Source organism: Metapseudomonas resinovorans, from assembly GCF_002003485.1.
In the GTDB taxonomy this organism is placed as follows: domain Bacteria; phylum Pseudomonadota; class Gammaproteobacteria; order Pseudomonadales; family Pseudomonadaceae; genus Metapseudomonas; species Metapseudomonas resinovorans_D.
Genome location: NZ_BDMA01000060.1, coordinates 92,699 through 112,514 on the forward strand (window position 1 = coordinate 92,699; position 19,816 = coordinate 112,514).

Sequence of the window (19,816 nt, forward strand, 5' to 3'; positions counted from 1 at the left end):
AAGGTTTCAGATCAGGGTGTTGCGGTTGGCGAACTCCACCAGTTCGATCAACGTCCGGGCGTTGAGCTTGAGCAACAGGCGAGTCTTGTAGGTGCTGACGGTCTTGTTGCTGATGAACATCTCCTCAGCGATTTCCTTGTTGCTCAAGCCATTGGCGAGGAACTTGAGCACCACGAGCTCCCGATCGGAAAGGCGGCCGATCATCTCGGCTTCATCGGGCAAGCCGATCTGCCGTTTGCCCGACTTGATCACGTCGCTGGGGAAATAGCTGTAGCCGGAGAGGACCGCCCGAACCGCGGCGGTGACTTCGGCAAGGTCGCCTTCCTTGCAGACGAAGCCCGCCGCACCTGCCTGCATGCAGCGCGTGGCGTAGTGGATGGGATTCTGTCCAGTTAGCACCAGCACCCGCAGAGGCAGATCCAGGGCATTGAGCCGGACGATGACGTCCAGGCCGCCAAGCTTGGGAATGCCGATATCGAGGATCACCATATCCGGCTGGTGCTCTCGTGCGAGCGCTATTGCATCGACGCCGTTGTCGGTTTCCGCCACCACCGCATAGCCTTCGCGGTCCAGCAACAGCCTGACGGCGAGGCGAATCACCGGGTGATCGTCGACGATAATGACCTTGTAGGCGGACTCGCTTCCCGGCTCGAGGAAATCATCCAGATTGACCAGTTTGCTCACAGCATCGCCCCCTTGGCACGGTTTAGTGGCTGCCAAGATAGAGAAGCGCGTTGCACTGTCGACCCCCGGACAGCACCAGTCGAGCGAATCAGGACGGGCCCTACCGTAGCTTGCGTCCTGTCCTACAGGTAGGGGCTGATTTCGATAGACAGGATGGCCCGCTTCCCGCACGGCGAGTACCAAATCCACGGTCCCGCGTGCACACGGGAGAGCCAGGCTTTCGCGTTTTCCCGGATTATTTCCTCCCGCCCCTGACATATCCATCCTTCATGGCAGATTGCACGACGCACGCAACAAGCCTCATCTATGCTGCTGTAGGCCATCAGGGACAGGGCTCAAGGAGCTTCCGCAATGCCGCAAAAGTTCGCTGAGCGTCGCTTTCCGCTGCACGTCCACATCAGTGCGCTCTTCACCCTGCTGCTGCTTATCACCGGCGTCGTCCTCGGCCTGTTCAATTACCGGCAGACCAGCCAGATCATCCTGTCCAGCAGCGATGAACTGTTTGGCCGAATCAGCGAGGAGGTGGAAACCGACCTGCAGCACACCTACCAGCCGATCTACCACCTGCTCAACCTGCTGGCCCTGAGCAACACCGACCAGACCCTGGACAGTGCCGCTCGCCTGGACGCCTTGCTCAAACCCCTGACCCAGGCACTGAAGGACAATCCCAAGCTGGCATCGCTGTATCTCGGTTATGACGACGGCGACTTCTTCATGGTCCGACACCTGCGCAGCGAGGCGCTGAAGAAGGCATTCAAGGCACCGGCGACCGCGGCCTACCAGGTGTGGAGCATCGAGCGAGACAACCAGTCCTCGGCGCGATCGATGACCTTCTTCGTCGACGACCAACTCAACCAGATCGCCACCCGCGAGGAGCCCAACGAGCGCTACGATCCGCGCGGCAGGCCCTGGTACTACCGCGCCCTGGAGCAGGATGGTGCGATTACCACGGCGCCCTATGTGTTCTTCTCCAGTGGCGCCGTCGGTACGACATTGGCCCGCCCCAGTGGCGGTGACGCGGTGATAGGTGCCGACCTGACCCTGGAAGACCTGTCCGCCACCCTGGTCAGCCATCGCGTAACCCCATCCACCGAGGTGGTGCTGTACCAACCCGACGGCCGCGCCGTGGCCTATCTCGATACCAGCAAACTGGTGAAGCGACTCAACGGCGCTCCCGAACTGGGTGAGGTGAAGGATTTCAGTCCCCCGCTCGCGGCACTGATCGGGCTCGCGGGACAGGATGACCTGCGCACCAGCCTGGAGATCGACGACCGCCGCTGGGTCCTCGCCCGCCAGCACCTCAAGGAAGGCGGCCCGCAGGGTTTGCAGCTGGCGATCCTCTCTCCTGAGGACGAGCTGCTGGATGATGCCTACCGCATCCGCTGGCAGGGCGCGATGCTGACCCTGGCCATCCTGTTGCTGTGCATCCCCCTCGGCGTCCTGCTCTCGCGGGTCGTGGTCAAACCCCTGCGGGCCCTGGTGACCCAAGCAGAAGCCATCCGCAGTTTCAATTTCAGCCTGCCTGCCATGGGCCGTTCGCCGATCCTGGAAGTCGACCAGTTGGCGGTGGCCACGGCTCGAATGAAGGAAACCATTTCCAGCTTCCTCGAAATCGCCTCCAGCCTCTCGGCGGAAACCCGCTTCGACAATCTGCTGCGCCGCGTCCTCGATGAAACCATCGACATCAGCGAAGCCTCCGGAGGACTGCTCTACCTGATCGACAACCAGAAGGGTCGCCTGGAACCCCACGGACTGTTCCTCAACGATCAGGAGCAGGACCTGGAGGCCCACGGCATTCGCGGCTTCGGCCTGGAGAGTCCCGCCCTGCCCCACTGGCTGGACCTCCCGTCCCACGGCGGCCCCAGCCAGGTATGCTCCTTCGGTTATGACCAGGCCGGGGCCTACCGCGACCTGCTGCAAACCCTGGAAAGCCCTCGCGTGCATCTGGTCAGCACCGGCCTGCACAATCGCCAGGGGGTCACCATTGGCGTGCTGGTCCTGCTGCACCGCGACACCGGCAAGGAGTCGCGCCCCGCCATCCTCAAGCCCGAGCGCATCGCCTTCGTCGAAGCCATCTCCGGCGTCGCCGCACTGTGCATTGAAAGCCAGCGCCTGTTGGAGAAGCAGAAGCAGCTGCTGGATGCATTCATCCAGTTGATGGCCGGCGCCATCGACGCCAAGAGTCCCTACACCGGCGGTCACTGCCAGCGGGTGCCGGAAATCACTCTGATGCTGGCCCGCGCTGCCGCCGCCAGCGACGAGACACCATTCCGCGGGTTCAACCCCACGGATGAGGAATGGGAAGCGCTGCATATTGCCGCCTGGCTGCATGACTGCGGAAAGGTCACGACCCCGGAATACGTCGTGGACAAGGCCACCAAGCTGGAAACCCTGAACGATCGCATCCATGAGATTCGCACCCGCTTCGAGGTGCTCAAGCGCGACGCCTGGGTGCGCTATTGGCAGGCAATCGCCGAGGGTGCCGAGGAGGCCGGTCAAGCGCGGCTGCGCGACGAGGAGCTGGCCAGGCTGGACGATGACTTCGCATTCATCGCCCACTGCAACCTGGGCGGCGAAGCCATGGCGGATGCCGACCAGGCGCGTTTGAAGGACATCGCCGCACGCACCTGGACTCGCACCCTGGACAACCGTCTGGGCGTGTCCTGGGAAGAGGCCCAGCGCCTGGCCCGCACTCCGCCACAGCCGCTCCCGGTGGAGGAGAATCTTTTGGCCGACCGCCCCGACCACGTGGTCGAGCGCCCCGCCAATGAGCTGCTTCCTCCGGACAATCCCTGGGGCTTCAAGCTGCAGGTGCCCGCACACAAATTCAATCGCGGAGAGCTGCACAACCTTTCCGTCGGCCGTGGAACATTGACCGATGAAGAGCGTTACATCATCAATCACCACATCGTGCAGACCATCCTGATGCTCAATCACCTGCCCTTCCCGGCCCATCTTGCAAACGTCGCGGAGATCGCTGGTGGGCACCACGAGAAAATGGATGGCACCGGCTATCCGAAGCGCCTGACCCGCGAAGAAATGAGCCTGCCGGCACGGATGATGGCCATCGCCGATATCTTCGAGGCACTGACAGCAGTGGACCGCCCCTACAAGAAGGGCAAGACCCTTTCCGAAGCGCTGGGGATCATGACCGGCATGTGCCGCAGTGCCCACATCGACCCTGACCTGTTCGGCCTGTTCATCCGCTCCGGGGTCTATATGGATTACGCCCGGCGCTTCCTGAAGCAGGAGCAGGTCGACCAGGTGGATGAGACGGCCGTGTTGGCGAAAGCGGGGTTGGCCTGATCCAGCAGGGTGAACCTTGTGGGGTCGAATTCATTCGCCAAGGGCAGCGAAGCTGCCCCGGACCGGCCAGGGCAGACCTTCGGCCTGCTTGGCGAATGAATTCGCCCCTACAGCAATTCGCAGGCAACAAAAAAGGGCGCCACCAGGCGCCCTTTTCCATCCTTCAACCCAATCAGGCGTTGACGGAATTTTCCGGGTACCACACGTCGATCAGCGGGCTGACAGTGGAACCGGCCAGTTCTGCGTGGCCCTTCTTCAGCCAGGCTTCGACCAGGTCACGCTGCTCAGCGGTAACCGAACCACGCTTGCCAAGGCAAACGAAGCCGTAGTCCTCGGAACCGATGAAGCCCAGGCCATTGCCCTCGACCGCTTCGTCGATGAAACGCTCGAAGAACGCCGAAACCGCTTCCAGATCCAGGCCCTCCTTGTAGTTGAAGGTGAGTTCGAAACCCAGTTCCTGGAATTCATCGACGCAAAGCTTTTTGCGCAGGCGGCGGGAGCGATTGGTGGCCATAAGGCAGTTCCTCGGCATAAATGACGGGCGGCACTCTAGCAGCTTCCGTCGCAACTTGCCCGCCCACAGCGCGCGCCAGGTTGCACTGCCGGACGAAATGAGCGGCGAACTCGCACAGTCGGGACAGGGTTACGGCATAATGCGCCGATTTCCCGAACCCTCATGGGAACAGTCACCATGTCATTCATTTTCCTTACCCGCCCTCGCCAGGGGGGCATTCTTTGATGTTGAAATCCATTCGTACCCTCGCGTTTGCCGCCCTGATCCTGCCCTGCGCCCTGCCCGCCGTCGCCGCACAGGTGAACACCAGCCTGCCTGCCAAGGTGCAGAAGGCGCTGACCGCCAACAAGATCTCCACCAACTCGCTGTCCCTGGTCACCCTGCCGCTCACCGGCCCGGGTGCGCAGACGCTGGTGAACGCCGATGTCTCGGTGAACCCGGCGTCCACCATGAAGCTGATCACCACCTATGCCGCCCTGGAGCTGCTCGGTCCCACCTACCAGTGGAAGACCGAATTCTTCACCGACGGAACGCTGAAGGACGGCGTGCTCAACGGCAACCTCTACCTCAAGGGTGGCGGCGATCCCAAGCTGAACATGGAGAAGCTCTGGCTGATGATGCGCGACCTGCGCGCCAACGGCGTGCGCCAGGTCACCGGCGACCTGGTGCTGGATCGCGGCTACTTCATCCACCCGCAACTGCCCTCCTTCAACGATGACGGCGGCGACGACAACAAGCCTTTCCTGGTCGGCCCCGACTCGCTGCTGGTGAACCTCAAGGCCGTACGCCTGATCGCCCGCGCCGAGGGCGGCAAGGCCAACCTGGCCATGGAGCCGCCGCTCGAGAACATCCGTATCGAGAACAAGCTGCAGGTGACCAAGGCCGCCAAGTGCCCCTCCTGGCCCGATGTGCGCTACAACCCGGTGACCCAGTTCGACGGCACCACGCTGATTGCCAGCGGCAAGCTGCCGGAAGGTTGCAGCGCCCAGACCTACATGTCCCTGCTCGACCACCCGGGCTATGCCGCCGGCGCTGTGCGCGCGTTCTGGAAGGAACTGGGCGGCAGCATCAACGGCAAGGACCGCCAAGGCGACGTGCCCAAGAATGCCAAGCTGCTGGCACGCTCCTTCTCGCCGGACCTCGTTGAGGTCATTCGCGACATCAACAAGTACAGCAACAACACCATGGCCCAGCAGGTGTTCCTCAGCATCGGCGCGCGCTATCGCACCGACGCCGATGGCGACGATGCCAAGGCGGCGCAGCGGGTGATCCGCAACTGGCTGGCGAAGAAAGGCATCACGGCGCCGCACCTGGTGATGGAGAACGGTTCAGGCCTGTCGCGCCATGAGCGGGTCAGCGCCCGTGAGATGGCCACCATCCTCCAGGCCGCCTGGCAGAGCCCTTATGCCGCGGAGTTCATCTCTTCGCTGCCACTGGTTGCGATGGACGGCACCATGCGCAAGCGCCTGCGCCGCACCGCTCTGGAAGGTGAAGCCCATATCAAGACGGGTACGCTGAACACCGTGCGCGCCATCGCCGGTTTCAGCCGCGACAGCAACGGCAACACCTGGGCAGTGGTGGCCATTCTCAACGACTCGCGTCCCTGGGGTGCCTCGGCGATCCTCGATCAGGTACTGGTGGACCTTTATCGCCAGCCCAAGAGCATCGCTGGCGCCAACTGAACCCCGCATGGCCGCCCAGCGCGGGCGGCCATCGCATCAGTCGGCTATCTGGATCCGATTGCGCCCCGCCTGCTTGGCCGCATACACCGCAGCGTCGACCCGCCGTAGCAGGTCATCCGCACTCTCCCCTTCACGCCAGCCTGCGCAGCCGAAACTGGCCGTAACCGGCCCCACGCCTGCCACATTCTCACGCGAAAGCGCCTGCCACAGCGCCTGGGCCACCTGGAATGCCTGATCGACGTTGGTATCCGGGCAGAGCACGACGAACTCCTCGCCACCTAGTCGACAGAGCACGTCGATGCGCCGCAGGCGCTCTCCCACCCGCAGGCACAGCGTCTTGAGCACCCGGTCGCCGGCCTCGTGCCCATGGCAATCGTTGATCTGCTTGAAGTGGTCGACGTCGAGCATCACCAGGGCCAACGGACCTTCGCGGCGTTCGGCGCGGGCGATTTCCAGGTCCAGCCGCTCCTGGAAGTAGCGCCGGTTGTAGACACCGGTCAGGGCATCGGTGACCGAGAGCGCGCGCAACTCCTGCTCCACCAGCTTGAGGCCGGTGATATCGGTGATGTAGCCGTGCCAGAGGAACGCACCATCCTCGCCACGCTCCGGGACCGACTCCCCCCGCAGCCAGCGCAAACCCTGGCGCGGCAACAGCACACGGAAGTCCTCGCGCCAGGGCGCCAACGCTTCCGCAGACCGCCGGATGGAGGTCTGGACCCGATCGACGTCGTCAGGATGGATGCGCTCCAGCAGCCACGTGGCATCGTCACGCACCTTCTCCGATTCGACTTCGAAGACTTCGAGGATTCCCGCGCTGGTGTAGGGAAAGCTGAAGTGCTCGTCCGGCTCCATGCGGAACTGATAGAGCACACCGGGCACCCGTGCGCTGAGTTTCTCCAGCAGGCGGTCGCGCGCCTCCAGCGCCTGTTGGACATGCTTGCGTTCGGTGACGTCTATTGCCACACCCAGATAACCCACCAGCACATCGCGTTCGTCGCGCACGCCGGTGAGTATCAGGCTGCAGGTCAACTGGCTGCCATCGCGGCGCTGGAATGTCCATTCGCGCTCGTCGTAACGATCGCCGGCAGTCACCTCTTCGACGTAGGCCTGATAGTCGGGAATCAGCTTGCCGAGTTGTCGCCCCAGTTCACCGCAGCGCGCTTCCACTTCGCTCTCGACGTGCAGTGCCACCGGGTGGCGGCCGATCATTTCCAGCGCGCGATAGCCGAACATGCGCTCGGCGCCGACGTTGAACTGCAGGATGGCGCCACGCAGGTCGGTACTGATGATGGCGACCTGGGTCGCGGCATTCAGCAGGCTGCGCAACTGCCCGTGAGCCATCGCCAGCTGCAGTTCCACCGCCTTGCTGGAACTGATGTCGGTCTGGGTGCCGATCATGCGCAAAGGCATTCCCGTGGCGTCCCGATCGACCACCCTGCCGCGGTCCAGTACCCAGAGCCAGCGACCATCCTTGTGCAGCATCCGATGCTGGCTCTGGTAAACCGTGCTGGCGCCTCGCAAGTGACGCTCCAATTCCGCGCGCGCCTGGGGCTGGTCCTGCGGATGGATCAGGCGAGCCCGCGCCTCCAGGCTGTCGCCCACGTCCTCCTCGGTGTAACCGAGCATGCTCTTCCAGCCGCGGGAGAGAAATACTCGCCCACTCTGCGGCTCCCAATCCCATACGCCGTGCCCGGCGCCATCGAGGGCAAAGCTCCAGCGCTCTTCGCTGAGCTGCAGCTCGATTTCCCGTTCGCGCAATTCCATCGTGCGCTGCGCCACCAGCGCCAAGGCGTTTTGCCGCTGGTTGACCATCAGCAGCAGGTAGCCCGCCAGCAGAAAAGTGAAAGCCAGACCGCTGATTGCGACCAGCTTGGCGGTGGACAGCGGTGGCTCTGCCAGGAAGGCCGAGCTCGGCACCACTTCCAACAGGTACTGGCGGTCGCCGAACGGCACCACGCGGCGAAGGCGCAGGTCGCTGTCCGGTACCTCGGCGCTCTGGTAGATCAACTGTTCATGGCCATCCTCACTGACGTCACTCACCCGCATCGCCAAGTTCGCCAGGTTGTCCGGTGCGATGGCAGCTTCCATTTCCAGATTGAGGCTGAGCACCGACACCACGAAACCGCGCAGGCCTGAATCCTTCGGCAGATTGTCGTCATACACCGGCGCCAGCATGACCACCCCGCTGGCTTCACGCTCCACGACACCGATCACCCGTACCCGCTCGGTGACGGTCACGTCGTGAGTCTTCCGAGCCTTGGCAATGGCGGCTCGCCGCTCGGGGCTGGAGTTCAGGTCCATCCCCAGCGGCACCTGGTCGATGCGCGACGTGACGCTGTAGTAAACGGGGAAGTACTCGTTGCGTGGGGGGCTGGGTACCAGGCCGTCCCCCTTCAGATCACGTATGGCAAAACCGGCCATACCTTCAGCGCGCACACGGGATTCGAAGCGCTCGCGCTCGCTCCCCGTCACGCGCGGCACCCAGGAGTACACGAGCGTGTCGCCCAGCAGTGGGCCGACGAAACCCTGGAATTCGCTGAGGGTGACTTCATGGGAATTGCCGAAGAATCGCTGGACGGCATCCAGCTCCTTGAGTTGACCGTCCAGGCGCTCCTGGATGCGACTGATGCGTTCGGTGGCGGCGAGGCTGAAGCGCTCACGCAATTGCGCCTCTTCGGCACTGCGCACGGCCTTGCTGAGCAGGAGGGTGAGCGCCGCACCGCCGAAGACGGCCAACAGGCAAACCAGCCACACCAGGGGGCGGCCGGACAGCAAAGCCGACAGGTTCAGTTTTTCCGTCGCAAGCGACTGCATGCTTACTTCTCGAATCTGGGTGTGGAAATACCGTCCCTGTGAGGATGAACATAGCTAGGTAGTGGCACTTTGCCTAGGCGCGAACACGGACAGCCGACCGTCCACGGTAAACGCCGGACGGCCGGAACTGGCTGGAGACAATGAGAGGGGTTTTGCAGGGGATTCTAGTGGGGTGTTGCAGGTGGGAGCGACGCGGTGGCGAGGGCCGCTCAAGGTGGAGGTCCGTGTCCGGAACTCCACCTGGCGGCCCAGCCTGAATCAGCGAGTGGTCAGGCGCCAGGCGCGGTGGATTTTCCCATTGCGGGCGAAGTCCGGGTCCAGGGTTTCGGCGCTGATCTCGCTGACCGCATAACGCGACACCAGGCCCTCATCCAGCTGGAACTTGCGGAAGTTGTTGGAGAAGTACAGCGCGCCGCCCGGCGCCAGGCGCGCCATAGCCAGGTCCAGCAACTGGACATGGTCACGTTGAACGTCGAACACCCCTTCCATGCGCTTGGAGTTGGAGAAGGTCGGCGGGTCGATGAAGATCATGTCGTACTCGCCGCGATCCTCCGCCAGCCAAGCCATCACGTCGCCCTGCTGCAACTTGTGCTTGTCGGAGTAACCGTTCAACGACAGGTTGCGCCGCGCCCAGTCCAGGTAGGTTTTCGACAGGTCCACACTGGTGGTACTGCGCGCGCCGCCCTTGGCTGCATGGACGCTCGCCGTGGCGGTGTAGCAGAAGAGGTTGAGGAAACGCTTGCCGGCGGCCTCGCGCTGGATGCGCAGGCGCATTGGGCGATGGTCGAGGAACAGGCCGGTATCCAGGTAGTCGGTGAGGTTCACCAGCAGCTTCACGCCGCCTTCGCTCACTTCCATGAAGCGCCCTTCGCTGCCCTGGCGCTCGTACTGGCGAGTACCGCTCTGGCGCTCACGCCGCTTGACCACCACGCGGGACGGGTCCACATCCAGCGCCTGGGGAATCGCCGCCAGTGCATCGAGCAGACGCGCCTGGGCCTTTTCCGGATCGATGGAACGCGGCGGCGCGTACTCCTGCACGTGCACCCAATCGCCATAGAGGTCGATCGCCAGGGCGTACTCAGGCATGTCCGCGTCATACAGGCGATAACACTGGATGCCTTCCTTGCGCGCCCACTTGCCCAGTTGCTTGAGGTTTTTCTGCAGGCGATTGGCGAACATCTGGCCGCCTTCGGAGAGGCGCGCCGGCTCCGCGCGCGGGGCGCTATCGTCGCCCTCCCCGGCTGAGCGACGCTCGCCGGTCACGAATTGCTCCGGCAACACCTTGAGCAGCAGAAGCTTGCACGCCAGGGCACCGTTCCAGAAAGCGTACTGCTTGTGGCTGCGGATACCCATGCGTTTGCCCAGCTCGGGCGCACCGGTGAACACCGCCGCTTCCCAGCCCAGGCAGGCCTGACGCAGGCGTTCACCGAGGTTCTGGTAGAGATAGAGCAGGCTGGCTTCGTCGCCGAGGCGCTCGCCATAAGGCGGGTTGCTGACAACCAGGCCCTTCTGGTTCTGGTCCGGGCGCGGCTCGAAGGTGGCCAGCTCGCCCTGGTAGATCTTCACCCAGTTGCCGAGGCCGGCCCGCTCGATGTTGTTGCGGCCAGGCTGGATCAGTCGCGGGTCCGCCTCGTAACCACGAATCCACAGCGGAGGCTTGGCCAGGCCTGCGTCGGCGCGTTCACGAGCTTCTTCATGAAGCTTCTTCCACAGCGCCGGGACATGGCCCAGCCAGTTGGAGAAGCCCCAGCGCTCGCGCTTGAGGTTGGGCGCAATATCGGCCGCCATCATCGCCGCTTCGACCAGGAAGGTACCGACACCGCACATGGGGTCGGCCAGCGCCCCGCCCTCGGCAGCGATACGCGGCCAGCCGGAGCGGATCAGAATGGCCGCCGCCAGGTTTTCCTTGAGCGGCGCGGCACCCTGCTGCAGGCGATAACCGCGCTGGTGAAGACTGTGGCCAGCCAGGTCGATCGACAGGATGGCTTCGCCCTTCTCCAGGCGCAGGTGGATGCGCAGGTCGGGGTTCACCTTGTCCACGGAGGGGCGCACACCTTCGGCGCTGCGCAACTTGTCCACCACCGCGTCCTTGACCTTGAGCGCGCCGAAGTGGGTGTTGTCGATACCCGAACCGTGACCGCTGAACTCCACCGCGAGGCTGCCGCTGGGCATCAGGTGATCATGCCAGTCCACCGCCAGTACGCCCTGATAGAGGTCTTCGGCGTTCTGCACTGGGAAGCGCTTGAGCACCAGCAGCACCCGGTTGGCCAGGCGCGACCAGAGGCACAGGCGATAGGCGGTTTCCAGGTCAGCCTGGCCGCGCACCGCAGCAACCTGCTCGCGTACTTCCTGCAGGCCGAGTTGAGTAGCCTCTTCGACCAGCAGACCTTCCAGGCTCTTCGGGCAGGTGAGGAAAAGTTCGTAGCGATCCGACATTGTGGAGTCCAGGGCCTTTGCAGGCGATCAGCGGCACAGAACCTGATCTGTGCGGTAAGAAAATGTGTGACCAAAGGTCGCGGAACGGCCCTTCGTCGGAATGAAAAATCGTCTGATTCGGGCGCCAAACCAAATAGCACTACGACATCAATGCTCTGGCCAGCCCTGAAGCCACGGGGCTTAGACCGAAAAGTGGCAAAAAACGTTTCCGTCAGCTTATGGCGGTTGCCACCTTCAAGTTACGTCCTTATGACAAAACGATCATTCACAGGCCAGAGGGCATTGGTTAGAAATCAGCTTAACCCGCCGCCGCAATGGCAGTGGGATGAAGGCGCGTCACGCCGGCAACGCGTCTTCGAAGGCAGAACATTTTTCTGCTGCGGTTCCGCCTTTGGAACCAATGGACATAACAGTCAACAAATGAGGGCTACACCCTATGAGAAGACTTAAGCGTGATCCGATGGAACGAGCATTTTTGCGCGGCTATCAGCACGGCATCAACGGTAAATCCCGCGATCTTTGTCCTTTCACCCATCCCACCACACGGCAAGCCTGGATCAATGGTTGGCGCGAAGGCCGTGGCGATAATTGGGATGGCCTCACCGGCACTGCCGGCATTCATCGACTGAACGAACTCCACGCCGTCGGCTGACACAGGATCACACCGACTTCACCAAGCACGCCCCATCCGGGCGGCGGGCGCAAGCCCAGGGGCTCCCAAGCGGGAGCCCTTTTTATTTGTGCTCAGTTTCGTGGCAGGCCGGCGATGGCATCCACCGCCTCGCGAATCAGTGCCGGCCCCTTGTAGATGAAGCCCGAGTAAATCTGCACCAGGCTCGCACCCGCGGCGATCTTCTCCGCGGCATGGCGCCCCTCGGTAATGCCCCCCACAGCAATGATCGGCAGGCGACCGCCCAGTTCACCCGCCAGCACTTTCACCGTCTGGGTGCTCTTGTCGCGCACCGGAGCGCCAGAGAGGCCACCCGCCTCATCGCCGTAGGGCAGTCCTTCGACGCCTTCGCGGCCAAGCGTGGTGTTGGTGGCGATCACCGCATCCATGCCGGACTCCAGCAGCGCCTTGGCAACCATCGCGGTTTCCTCGTCGCTCATGTCCGGGGCGATCTTGATAGCCAGCGGCACATGCTTGCCGTACTGGGCGGCCAGGGCCTCCTGGCGGGTGCGCAGGGCCTCCAGCAACTGCTTCAGCGAGTCACCGAACTGCAGGCTCCGCAGTCCAGGGGTGTTCGGCGAGCTGACGTTGACCGTCACGTAGCTGGCGTGGTCATAGACCTTGTCCAGGCAAATCAGGTAGTCGTCCACCGCGCGCTCTACCGGCGTGTCGAAGTTCTTGCCGATGTTGATGCCCAACACGCCGTCATAGCGGGAAGCACGTACGCGTGCCAGAAGATGGTCGACGCCCAGGTTGTTGAAGCCCATGCGGTTGATGATGGCTTCGGCCTGGGGCAGGCGGAACAGGCGCGGCTTGGGATTGCCCGGCTGCGGACGCGGCGTCACGGTGCCGATCTCGACAAAGCCGAAGCCGAGCTGGCCAAAGCCGTCGATGGCGTCGCCGTTCTTGTCCAAACCAGCGGCGAGGCCTACCGGGTTGGGGAACTCCAGCCCCATCACCTTCACCGGCAGGCTTGCAGGTGCCTTGGTCAGCAGGCGGTTGAGGCCGAGACGGCCACCGGCTCCGATCAGGTCGATGGAGAGTTCGTGGGAGGTTTCCGGGGACAGGGAAAAGAGCAGCTCGCGGGCCAGTTTGTACATGGTCGGTCGGGCATCGATCGGCGATATGGGCCGGCGATTATAGCTGCGCAGGCCCCTTCAGGCGAGGCGACGCAGGCTCAGGAGCTTGCCATCCGGCGAGAATTCAAGCTCGAAGCTGCCACAAACCCCGGAGTGGCCCAGGTGCGGACACAAATGATGGGCCGGCAGGCTGACCTTCCGGCCATCGCGACTGCGCAGCAGCACACGGTTGGCCCGACCTTGATAGACTGCGAGGAATTCGTCCGCAGTCAGGGAAATATCCAGCATCACGCTGGGCATGGAGGCGTCCTCGACAATGAAGACCAGGATTCTGCCACACCGTCCGTTCGTCCTGATTCCCCGCCAAGCGGAATTGTCCGACACCCGGTTCGCGCGGCCGGCAAGCCTCTGCCACACTGCCTGCCGTGACCGAGGAGTTTTCAGGCCATGAGTCAGATGCAGCCACCACCCCCATTGAGCGCCCGCCTGGCTGCAATCGCCCAGCGTTTTGGCTTCGGCAATTCACCTCGCAGAGTGTTCGAGCGAGCGAGCCAGCTACGCCTGCCCTTCCAGCAATTGCACCTCCCCAATGACACCATCTGGTGGCAGTCCGGGCCGCCGTTGCAGCGGCTGGTGGAATTGCCACGCGGAGCACTGTCCGGCCCCGTCCAGGACGACAAGGCTGAAGCCCACGCCGTTCTGGTAAAGGTCGTCAAACGCAATGAACAGCGCCTCTCCAGCTTCGACCTGCGCCAGATCGACGGGCTTTGCGGCAGCGACCACGAACCGACGCCCTCCCCCAGCTTCGAGGACTACCTGGCCGGTCTGGACAGCCGCAAGGTGCGCATCATCAGCTACAAGGACTTCATCAAGGCCATCAGCCTGCCGTTGCCGCGCTTCCTCGCCGGCGAGGCCATCAGCCTGCTCAGGGCCGACTGGTACGGCTATCGCGTGTTCTGGAGCGGCGAGCAGCACGTCGAAGCCTTCGCCGCCTCCATCGCCTATGCGCGACTGCGCGCACTGGAAGCCACCCTCCCCGCCGAGATTACCGATTACAGCCTCGATGCCGACGGCCTGGCCGTGCTGGACGAGCGCTACCACGTCCTGGCGATGCCAGCGCAGGCCTGGAGCGATCCGGCCTTCATGGGGTTGCTGCTGGACGGTGGTATCCCCTATTCGCGCCTGACCATCCTGCGCAACTCCGGCACCCCGGAGTTCATCCTGCTGCCCAAGAAGCACGCTGAAGCCACCGCGCTGGGCGAAGGCTTGCGACTGGCCGGGGCCGCGGATGTGGTGAAGTACCTGCGGGCGCTAGGTTAGGTCCGTCGCCTCCGCTTCAGAGCCGGTGCGCACAGCGCACCCTACCGCCTCCACGCAAATCACCAGGCCGACCGTAGGGTGCGCTGCGCGCACCGATTCAACCCAGGCTCCTCCGGACGAAAAAAAGCCCCGCCGAAGCGGGGCTGAGAGCACAAAACCTTTACGAAACCACGGGCATCACGGAATGCAGATGCCGTGCTGGCCGCTCTGGGCCAGGTCCATGAGTTCGCGGTTGGCCACCGCGTACATGGCGTAGTCGGTCGCCGTGGCGGCGCGCAGTTCGATCAGCATGGCCTTCCAGCGCTCCACCAGGGCGCGATGCTGGTCCAGCCACAGCGCCACGCGCTCCTCGATGTCCGCCGGACCTTCGTTCATCTGCAGGACGGAGATGGTGATCGCACGCTGCTGCCAATCCAGGTCGTCGCGGAAGGCTTCCCGCGCCAGCGCTTGCCAGTTGTTCTCCACCGGCAGGCTGGTGATCTGCTGCAGGTACCAGGACAGGTCCAGCGCGCCACCCACCGCGAAGTAGGCGGTAGCCACTTCAGCGGTGTCCTTGCCGGTGACATCCGACGCTTCGATTATCGGCAGCAGTGTGTAGAGGTGGCTGGTGCCGGCCACGACACGAGCCAGGTCCTCCGGCGCGCCGGCTTCCACGTAGGACTGGAAGCGTGCAAGCCACTGCTCGCGGGACGGGCCTTCGAGCAGTTCGTCCAGACGACCGGCCAGGGCCTCCACACGCGGGGCGAAGTGGTGGACGTCGCGCGCTGCGTTCTGGTCTTCGCGACGGCTGCGCAGGAACCAGCGGGTAGCACGGCGTCCCAGGCGCATCAGCTCATCCATCAGGGTCAGCTGCAGTTCGGCCGGCACCTTGTAGTCCAGCGCCTCGATCTGCTTCCACCAGTGCGGCAGGCGGAACACGTCACGCACCACCACGTAGGCGCCGGCCACGTTGGCCGCGCTCATGCCAGTGGACTCCTTCAGGCGTTGCACGAAGGTGATGCCCATGTGGTTGACCAGGTCGTTGGCGATCTGGGTGCTGATGATTTCGCGCTTCAGGCGGTGACGGCGCATGGACTCGCCGAAGGTTTCGGACAGGCGCGCCGGGAATGCCGTCTCCATCTCCTGGGCCAGGTAGTCGTCATCCGGCACCAGCGACTTGAGCAGCGACTCCTTGAGGTCGATCTTGCTGTAGGAGATCAGCACCGACAGCTCGGGGCGGGTCAGGCCCTGGCCATTGGCGATGCGCTCGTTCAGCTCCTCGTCTGCGGGCAGGAACTCCAGGCCACGGTCCAGCTTGCCGGCTGCTTCCAGGGCGTTCATCAGGCGCTTGTACTCGCCGATCTTCTCGCGAGCGCGGCGCTGCGCCAGGGAGAGCGCCTGGGTCTGCTTGTAGTTGTTGCCCAGCACCAGGTTGCCCACGTCGTCGGTCATCTCGGCCAGCAGCTTGTTGCGCTGTTTGCCGGTCATGTCGCCGTTGGCCACGATCTCGTTGAGCAGGATCTTGATGTTGACCTCATGGTCCGAGCAGTCCACACCGCCGGCGTTGTCGATGAAGTCAGTGTTGCTGGCGCCGCCGTTGAGGCCGTACTCGACACGACCCAGTTGGGTCATGCCGAGGTTGCCGCCCTCGCCCACCACCTTGGCACGCAGCTCACGACCATCCACACGCAGAGCGTCGTTGGCCTTATCGCCCACATCGGCGTGGCTTTCGCTGCTGGCCTTGACGTAGGTGCCGATGCCGCCGTTCCAGAGCAGGTCCACCGGCGCCTTCAGCAGAGCGTTGAGCAGCTCGGTCGGGGTCAGCTTGTCGGCCTCGATCTCGAAGCGCTGCTGCATCTGCGGGCTGATGGCGATGCTCTTGGCGCTACGCAGGAAGATGCCGCCACCTTCGGAGATCAGCTTGGTGTCGTAATCGGCCCAGGAGGAGCGCGGCAGGTCGAACATTCGCTTGCGCTCGGTGAAGCTGGAGGCCGCGTCCGGGTTCGGGTCGATGAAGATGTGCATGTGGTTGAAGGCCGCGACCATCTGCAGCTTGTCCGACAGCAGCAGGCCGTTGCCGAACACGTCGCCGGCCATGTCGCCGATGCCGATCACGGTGACGTGATCCTTCTGCACATCGATGCCGCGCTCGCGGAAGTGGCGCTGCACCGACACCCAGCCGCCCTTGGCGGTGATGCCCATGCCCTTGTGGTCGTAACCGGCCGAGCCACCGGAGGCGAAGGCGTCACCCAGCCAGAAGCCGTATTCACCGGCAATGCCGTTGGCGATGTCGGAGAAGGTCGCGGTGCCCTTGTCGGCCGCCACCACCAGGTAGGGGTCGTCGGCGTCGTGGCGCACCACGTTGGCCGGCGGAACTACCTTGCCTTCCTTCAGGTTGTCGGTGACGTCCAGCAGACCGGAGATGAAGATGCGGTAGCAGGCGATGGCCTCGTTCTGAATATCGTCGCGGGTACCGCCCACCGGCAGGCGGCGCGGAATGAAGCCACCCTTGGCGCCCATGGGCACGATGACCGCGTTCTTCACCTGCTGCGCCTTCACCAGGCCCAGCACTTCGGTACGGAAGTCTTCCTCGCGATCGGACCAGCGCAGGCCACCACGGGCCACGTCGCCGAAGCGCAAGTGCACGCCTTCCACGCGCGGGCAGTAGACGAAGATCTCGAACTTGGGCACCGGACGCGGGATTTCCGGAATCAGGCGCGGGCTCAGCTTGAAGCTGAAGTAGGACTTGTTCTGACCAGACGCGTCGGGCTGATAGAAGTTGGTGCGCAGGGTCGCTTTGATCAGGTCCAGGTAGCGACGCAAGATGCGGTCTTCGTTGAGCACCGCCACGTTGTCCAGCTCGCCGAGGATGGCTTGCTCGAGCTTCTGCTGCTTGTCTTCCAGATCATCCGTCGCCAGCTTGCGCGCCAGGTAGAAGCGTGTCTTGAACAGGCGCACCAACTCCTTGGCGATGTTGGCGTGGTTCAGCAGGGTGCTGGCGATGTAGGACAGGTCGAAGCCGAGGCGAATCTGCTTCAGGTAACGCGCGTAGGCACGCAGCAGGGCAACGTCGCGCCAGGGCATGGCCGCGGTCAGCACCAGGCGGTTGAAGGCATCGTTCTCGGCGTGGCCACCAACGATGTGGACGAAGGCGTCCTGCAGGGTGTCGTTGAGCTGCTGGAGATCGACATCGTCACCCAGCGCGCTGGTGAAGGCGAAGTCGTGGATCCAGTACTGGCGGCCGTCCGCCCGGTTCAGGCGGTACGGGAACTCGCCCAGTACGCGCAGACCGAGGTTTTCCAGGATCGGCAGTACGTCGGACAGCGCCAGCGGCGTGTCGGCGTGATACAGCTTGCAGTGCAGCTGCTGCTCACCCTGGGCCAGCGGCTGGTAGAAGCTCATCACCAGCGGGCGCTCATCGGACAGGCTGTGCAGGTGCTGCATGTCTACCACCGCCGAGTGCGGGGCGAAGCGCTCGCGGTAGCCGGCCGGGAAGCCTTTCGGGAAGTCCGACAGGACACGGGTGCCCTGCCCTTCGCCGAAGCTTTCGTTGACCAGGCTGGCGTAGTCGTCCTTCCAGGAGCGGCAGGCCTGGATGACTTCCTTCTCCAGCAGCGCGATATCGACGTTGAGCTTGATCTTCGGATCCAGGCGCAGGATGAACTGCACGCGCGCCAGCACGGACTCGGAGAAGAAGGTCCAGAACTCGCAGTCGGTGGCCTGCAGGCGATCCATCAGGATCTGCTGGATCTTCAGGCGGGTTTCGGTGGAGTACACATCGCGCGGCACATAGGCCAGGGCGTAGGCGAAGCGGCCGTAGGGATCGCGGCGCAGGAACAGGCGAATCTTGTTGCGCTCCTGCATCTGCACGATGGACATCGCGGTGCTGAAGAGATCGGCCACCGGCGTCTGGAACAGGTCGTCACGCGGCAGGACTTCCAGTACCTGGGCCAGTTCCTTGCCCAGGTGGGCCTTGGCATCGAAGCCGGAACGGCGCTGGATTTCCGCCACCTTGCGGCGGATGTAGGGGATGTGCTCGACGCTCTCGGCATACACGGCGGAGGTGTAGAGGCCCATGAAGCGGCACTCCTTGATCACCTTGCCCTTGGCGTCCAGCTCACGGATGGAGACGAAGTCCGGGTAGGCCGGACGGTGCACACGGCTTGGCTCGGCTGCCTTGGCGAAGGACAGCAGATTGGGCTCGCGCAGGTACTCCAGGGCCTCGGCCTCGATATGCACGTCGTCTTTCTTCAGGCCTGCACGGCGCAACTTGGAAACCCCCAGCAGGGATTTCTCGTCGTACACCAGGTGGCCGCCGTTCTTGTCGTCGGCCACGGTGAATTCTTCATAGCCGAGGAAGGTGAAGTGGTCGTCCAGGATCCAGTCCATGAACACCTTCACTTCCTTCAGCTCTTCGCCATCGACCTTCAGCTTGGCCTTGTCCAGCCAGGCCAGCAGCTCCTGGGCCTTGGCCTTCATCGGCTTGAAGTCGGCCACGGTCACACGGACTTCACCCAGCACTTCCAGCAGGGCTTTCTCCAGGGTCTTCATGGCACCGTTGTTGGCGCAGCGGTCGATCTCCAGGTACATCAGCGCTTCCTGGTGCACATCCTTGCCCTGGGTGCCCTTGGGCAGGACTTCCTGCAGCTCGCCCTTGGCATTGCGGCGCACGCTGATCACGTTGTTCTGCAGGGTGTGGATGCTGTAACCGCGACGGTTCAGCTCCATGCGCACCGAGTCCACCAGGAAGGGGATGTCGGGGTGCAGCACTTCCACGCAGGTGTGGGTGGACTGCCAGCCGTGCTTCTCGTAATCGGGGTTGAACACCCGCACTTCCGGGCTGGCGGGGTCGAAGCGCTCCAACAGGCGCCAGGACGACAGGGTGCAGCCGGCGAGGTCGGACATGCGGCGCTGGGTCAGCTCGTCGAGCGCGATGATGCCGAAGAATTGATCGGCGAACAGGGAAACTTGTGGCAATGCCTGTTCGCTGACGTGCTGCGCCAAGGCCGCTTGCAGTTGATGCTGGAAGTCGGCTTTGCTGGCCGCCGTGAAGAACGCCATGGTTGTGCTCCGCTAGGCTCGTTTTGTTGGGGTTAAGCGTAGAACGCTTAAAAGGCGGAGAAAGGGCCACAGGTCGATCCGGGCAGTGCGACCCTGCTCCGGGCAAGCGCCGGGAAACAACTGCGACCCGGCGGTCACCATTGCCGCGAAAGCTTAACGAGGGAGCAATGCAGCGCGCTTACGGTGCTGCGACATATTCGTTCAATCAGCGTCCGCTTGTACCAACGTACAAGTCCCCTCCCAGCGTCACTCGCGATGGACTGCCAGCGGT

General features: G+C 63.6%; 11 protein-coding genes. 4 read left to right on the forward strand and 7 right to left on the reverse strand.

Annotated features, from left to right (window positions below; all coding sequences use genetic code 11):
- Positions 1 to 6: 6 nt before the first annotated feature.
- A complete protein-coding gene (locus MnOB_RS16900; protein ID WP_435052411.1) occupies positions 7 to 675 on the reverse strand; it encodes a response regulator in 669 nt (222 codons plus the stop codon).
- A gap of 360 nt (positions 676 to 1,035) precedes the next feature.
- Here MnOB_RS16900 and MnOB_RS16905 point away from each other — a divergent pair, with 360 nt between their 5' ends.
- Entirely contained in the window at positions 1,036 to 3,990 is a 2,955-nt protein-coding gene (locus tag MnOB_RS16905; protein WP_077525386.1) for an HD domain-containing phosphohydrolase, read from the forward strand.
- 172 nt (positions 3,991 to 4,162) lie between these two features.
- On the opposite strand, the gene MnOB_RS16910 is transcribed toward MnOB_RS16905, so the two are convergent.
- Positions 4,163 to 4,504: a YggL 50S ribosome-binding family protein gene (locus MnOB_RS16910; RefSeq protein WP_077525387.1), complete on the reverse strand. Its 342-nt coding sequence runs from the start codon at positions 4,502 to 4,504 to the stop codon at positions 4,163 to 4,165.
- Between the two features lie 224 nt (positions 4,505 to 4,728).
- Here MnOB_RS16910 and dacB point away from each other — a divergent pair, with 224 nt between their 5' ends.
- Positions 4,729 to 6,186, forward strand: coding sequence for a D-alanyl-D-alanine carboxypeptidase/D-alanyl-D-alanine endopeptidase (gene dacB / locus MnOB_RS16915; protein ID WP_077525388.1), 1,458 nt, complete (start codon positions 4,729 to 4,731; stop codon positions 6,184 to 6,186).
- A gap of 36 nt (positions 6,187 to 6,222) precedes the next feature.
- On the opposite strand, the gene MnOB_RS16920 is transcribed toward dacB, so the two are convergent.
- A complete protein-coding gene (locus MnOB_RS16920; RefSeq protein WP_077525389.1) occupies positions 6,223 to 9,000 on the reverse strand; it encodes a sensor domain-containing diguanylate cyclase in 2,778 nt (925 codons plus the stop codon).
- Positions 9,001 to 9,258: 258 nt separating this feature from the next.
- Positions 9,259 to 11,436 carry a bifunctional 23S rRNA (guanine(2069)-N(7))-methyltransferase RlmK/23S rRNA (guanine(2445)-N(2))-methyltransferase RlmL gene (rlmKL, locus tag MnOB_RS16925; RefSeq protein ID WP_077525390.1) on the reverse strand — a complete coding sequence of 726 codons (2,178 nt, stop codon included), beginning with the start codon at positions 11,434 to 11,436 and terminating at the stop codon, positions 9,259 to 9,261.
- A gap of 436 nt (positions 11,437 to 11,872) precedes the next feature.
- Here rlmKL and rmf point away from each other — a divergent pair, with 436 nt between their 5' ends.
- Positions 11,873 to 12,088 carry a ribosome modulation factor gene (gene rmf / locus MnOB_RS16930; RefSeq protein ID WP_016491998.1) on the forward strand — a complete coding sequence of 72 codons (216 nt, stop codon included), beginning with the start codon at positions 11,873 to 11,875 and terminating at the stop codon, positions 12,086 to 12,088.
- Positions 12,089 to 12,180: 92 nt separating this feature from the next.
- Here rmf and MnOB_RS16935 read toward each other — a convergent pair whose 3' ends face one another.
- On the reverse strand, positions 12,181 to 13,206 hold the full coding sequence (locus tag MnOB_RS16935) for a quinone-dependent dihydroorotate dehydrogenase (RefSeq protein WP_107504094.1): 1,026 nt from the start codon (positions 13,204 to 13,206) through the stop codon (positions 12,181 to 12,183).
- Between the two features lie 57 nt (positions 13,207 to 13,263).
- On the reverse strand, positions 13,264 to 13,485 hold the full coding sequence (locus MnOB_RS28625; protein ID WP_107504095.1) for a DUF2835 domain-containing protein: 222 nt from the start codon (positions 13,483 to 13,485) through the stop codon (positions 13,264 to 13,266).
- 147 nt (positions 13,486 to 13,632) lie between these two features.
- On the opposite strand from MnOB_RS28625, the gene MnOB_RS16940 reads away from it, so the two are divergent.
- Positions 13,633 to 14,505 carry a DUF6685 family protein gene (locus MnOB_RS16940; protein ID WP_077525391.1) on the forward strand — a complete coding sequence of 291 codons (873 nt, stop codon included), beginning with the start codon at positions 13,633 to 13,635 and terminating at the stop codon, positions 14,503 to 14,505.
- 177 nt (positions 14,506 to 14,682) lie between these two features.
- Here MnOB_RS16940 and MnOB_RS16945 read toward each other — a convergent pair whose 3' ends face one another.
- The gene (locus tag MnOB_RS16945; RefSeq protein ID WP_077525392.1) at positions 14,683 to 19,545 is read right to left on the reverse strand and encodes an NAD-glutamate dehydrogenase; all 4,863 of its coding nucleotides are present in this window, start codon (positions 19,543 to 19,545) and stop codon (positions 14,683 to 14,685) included.
- Positions 19,546 to 19,816 lie beyond the last annotated feature (271 nt).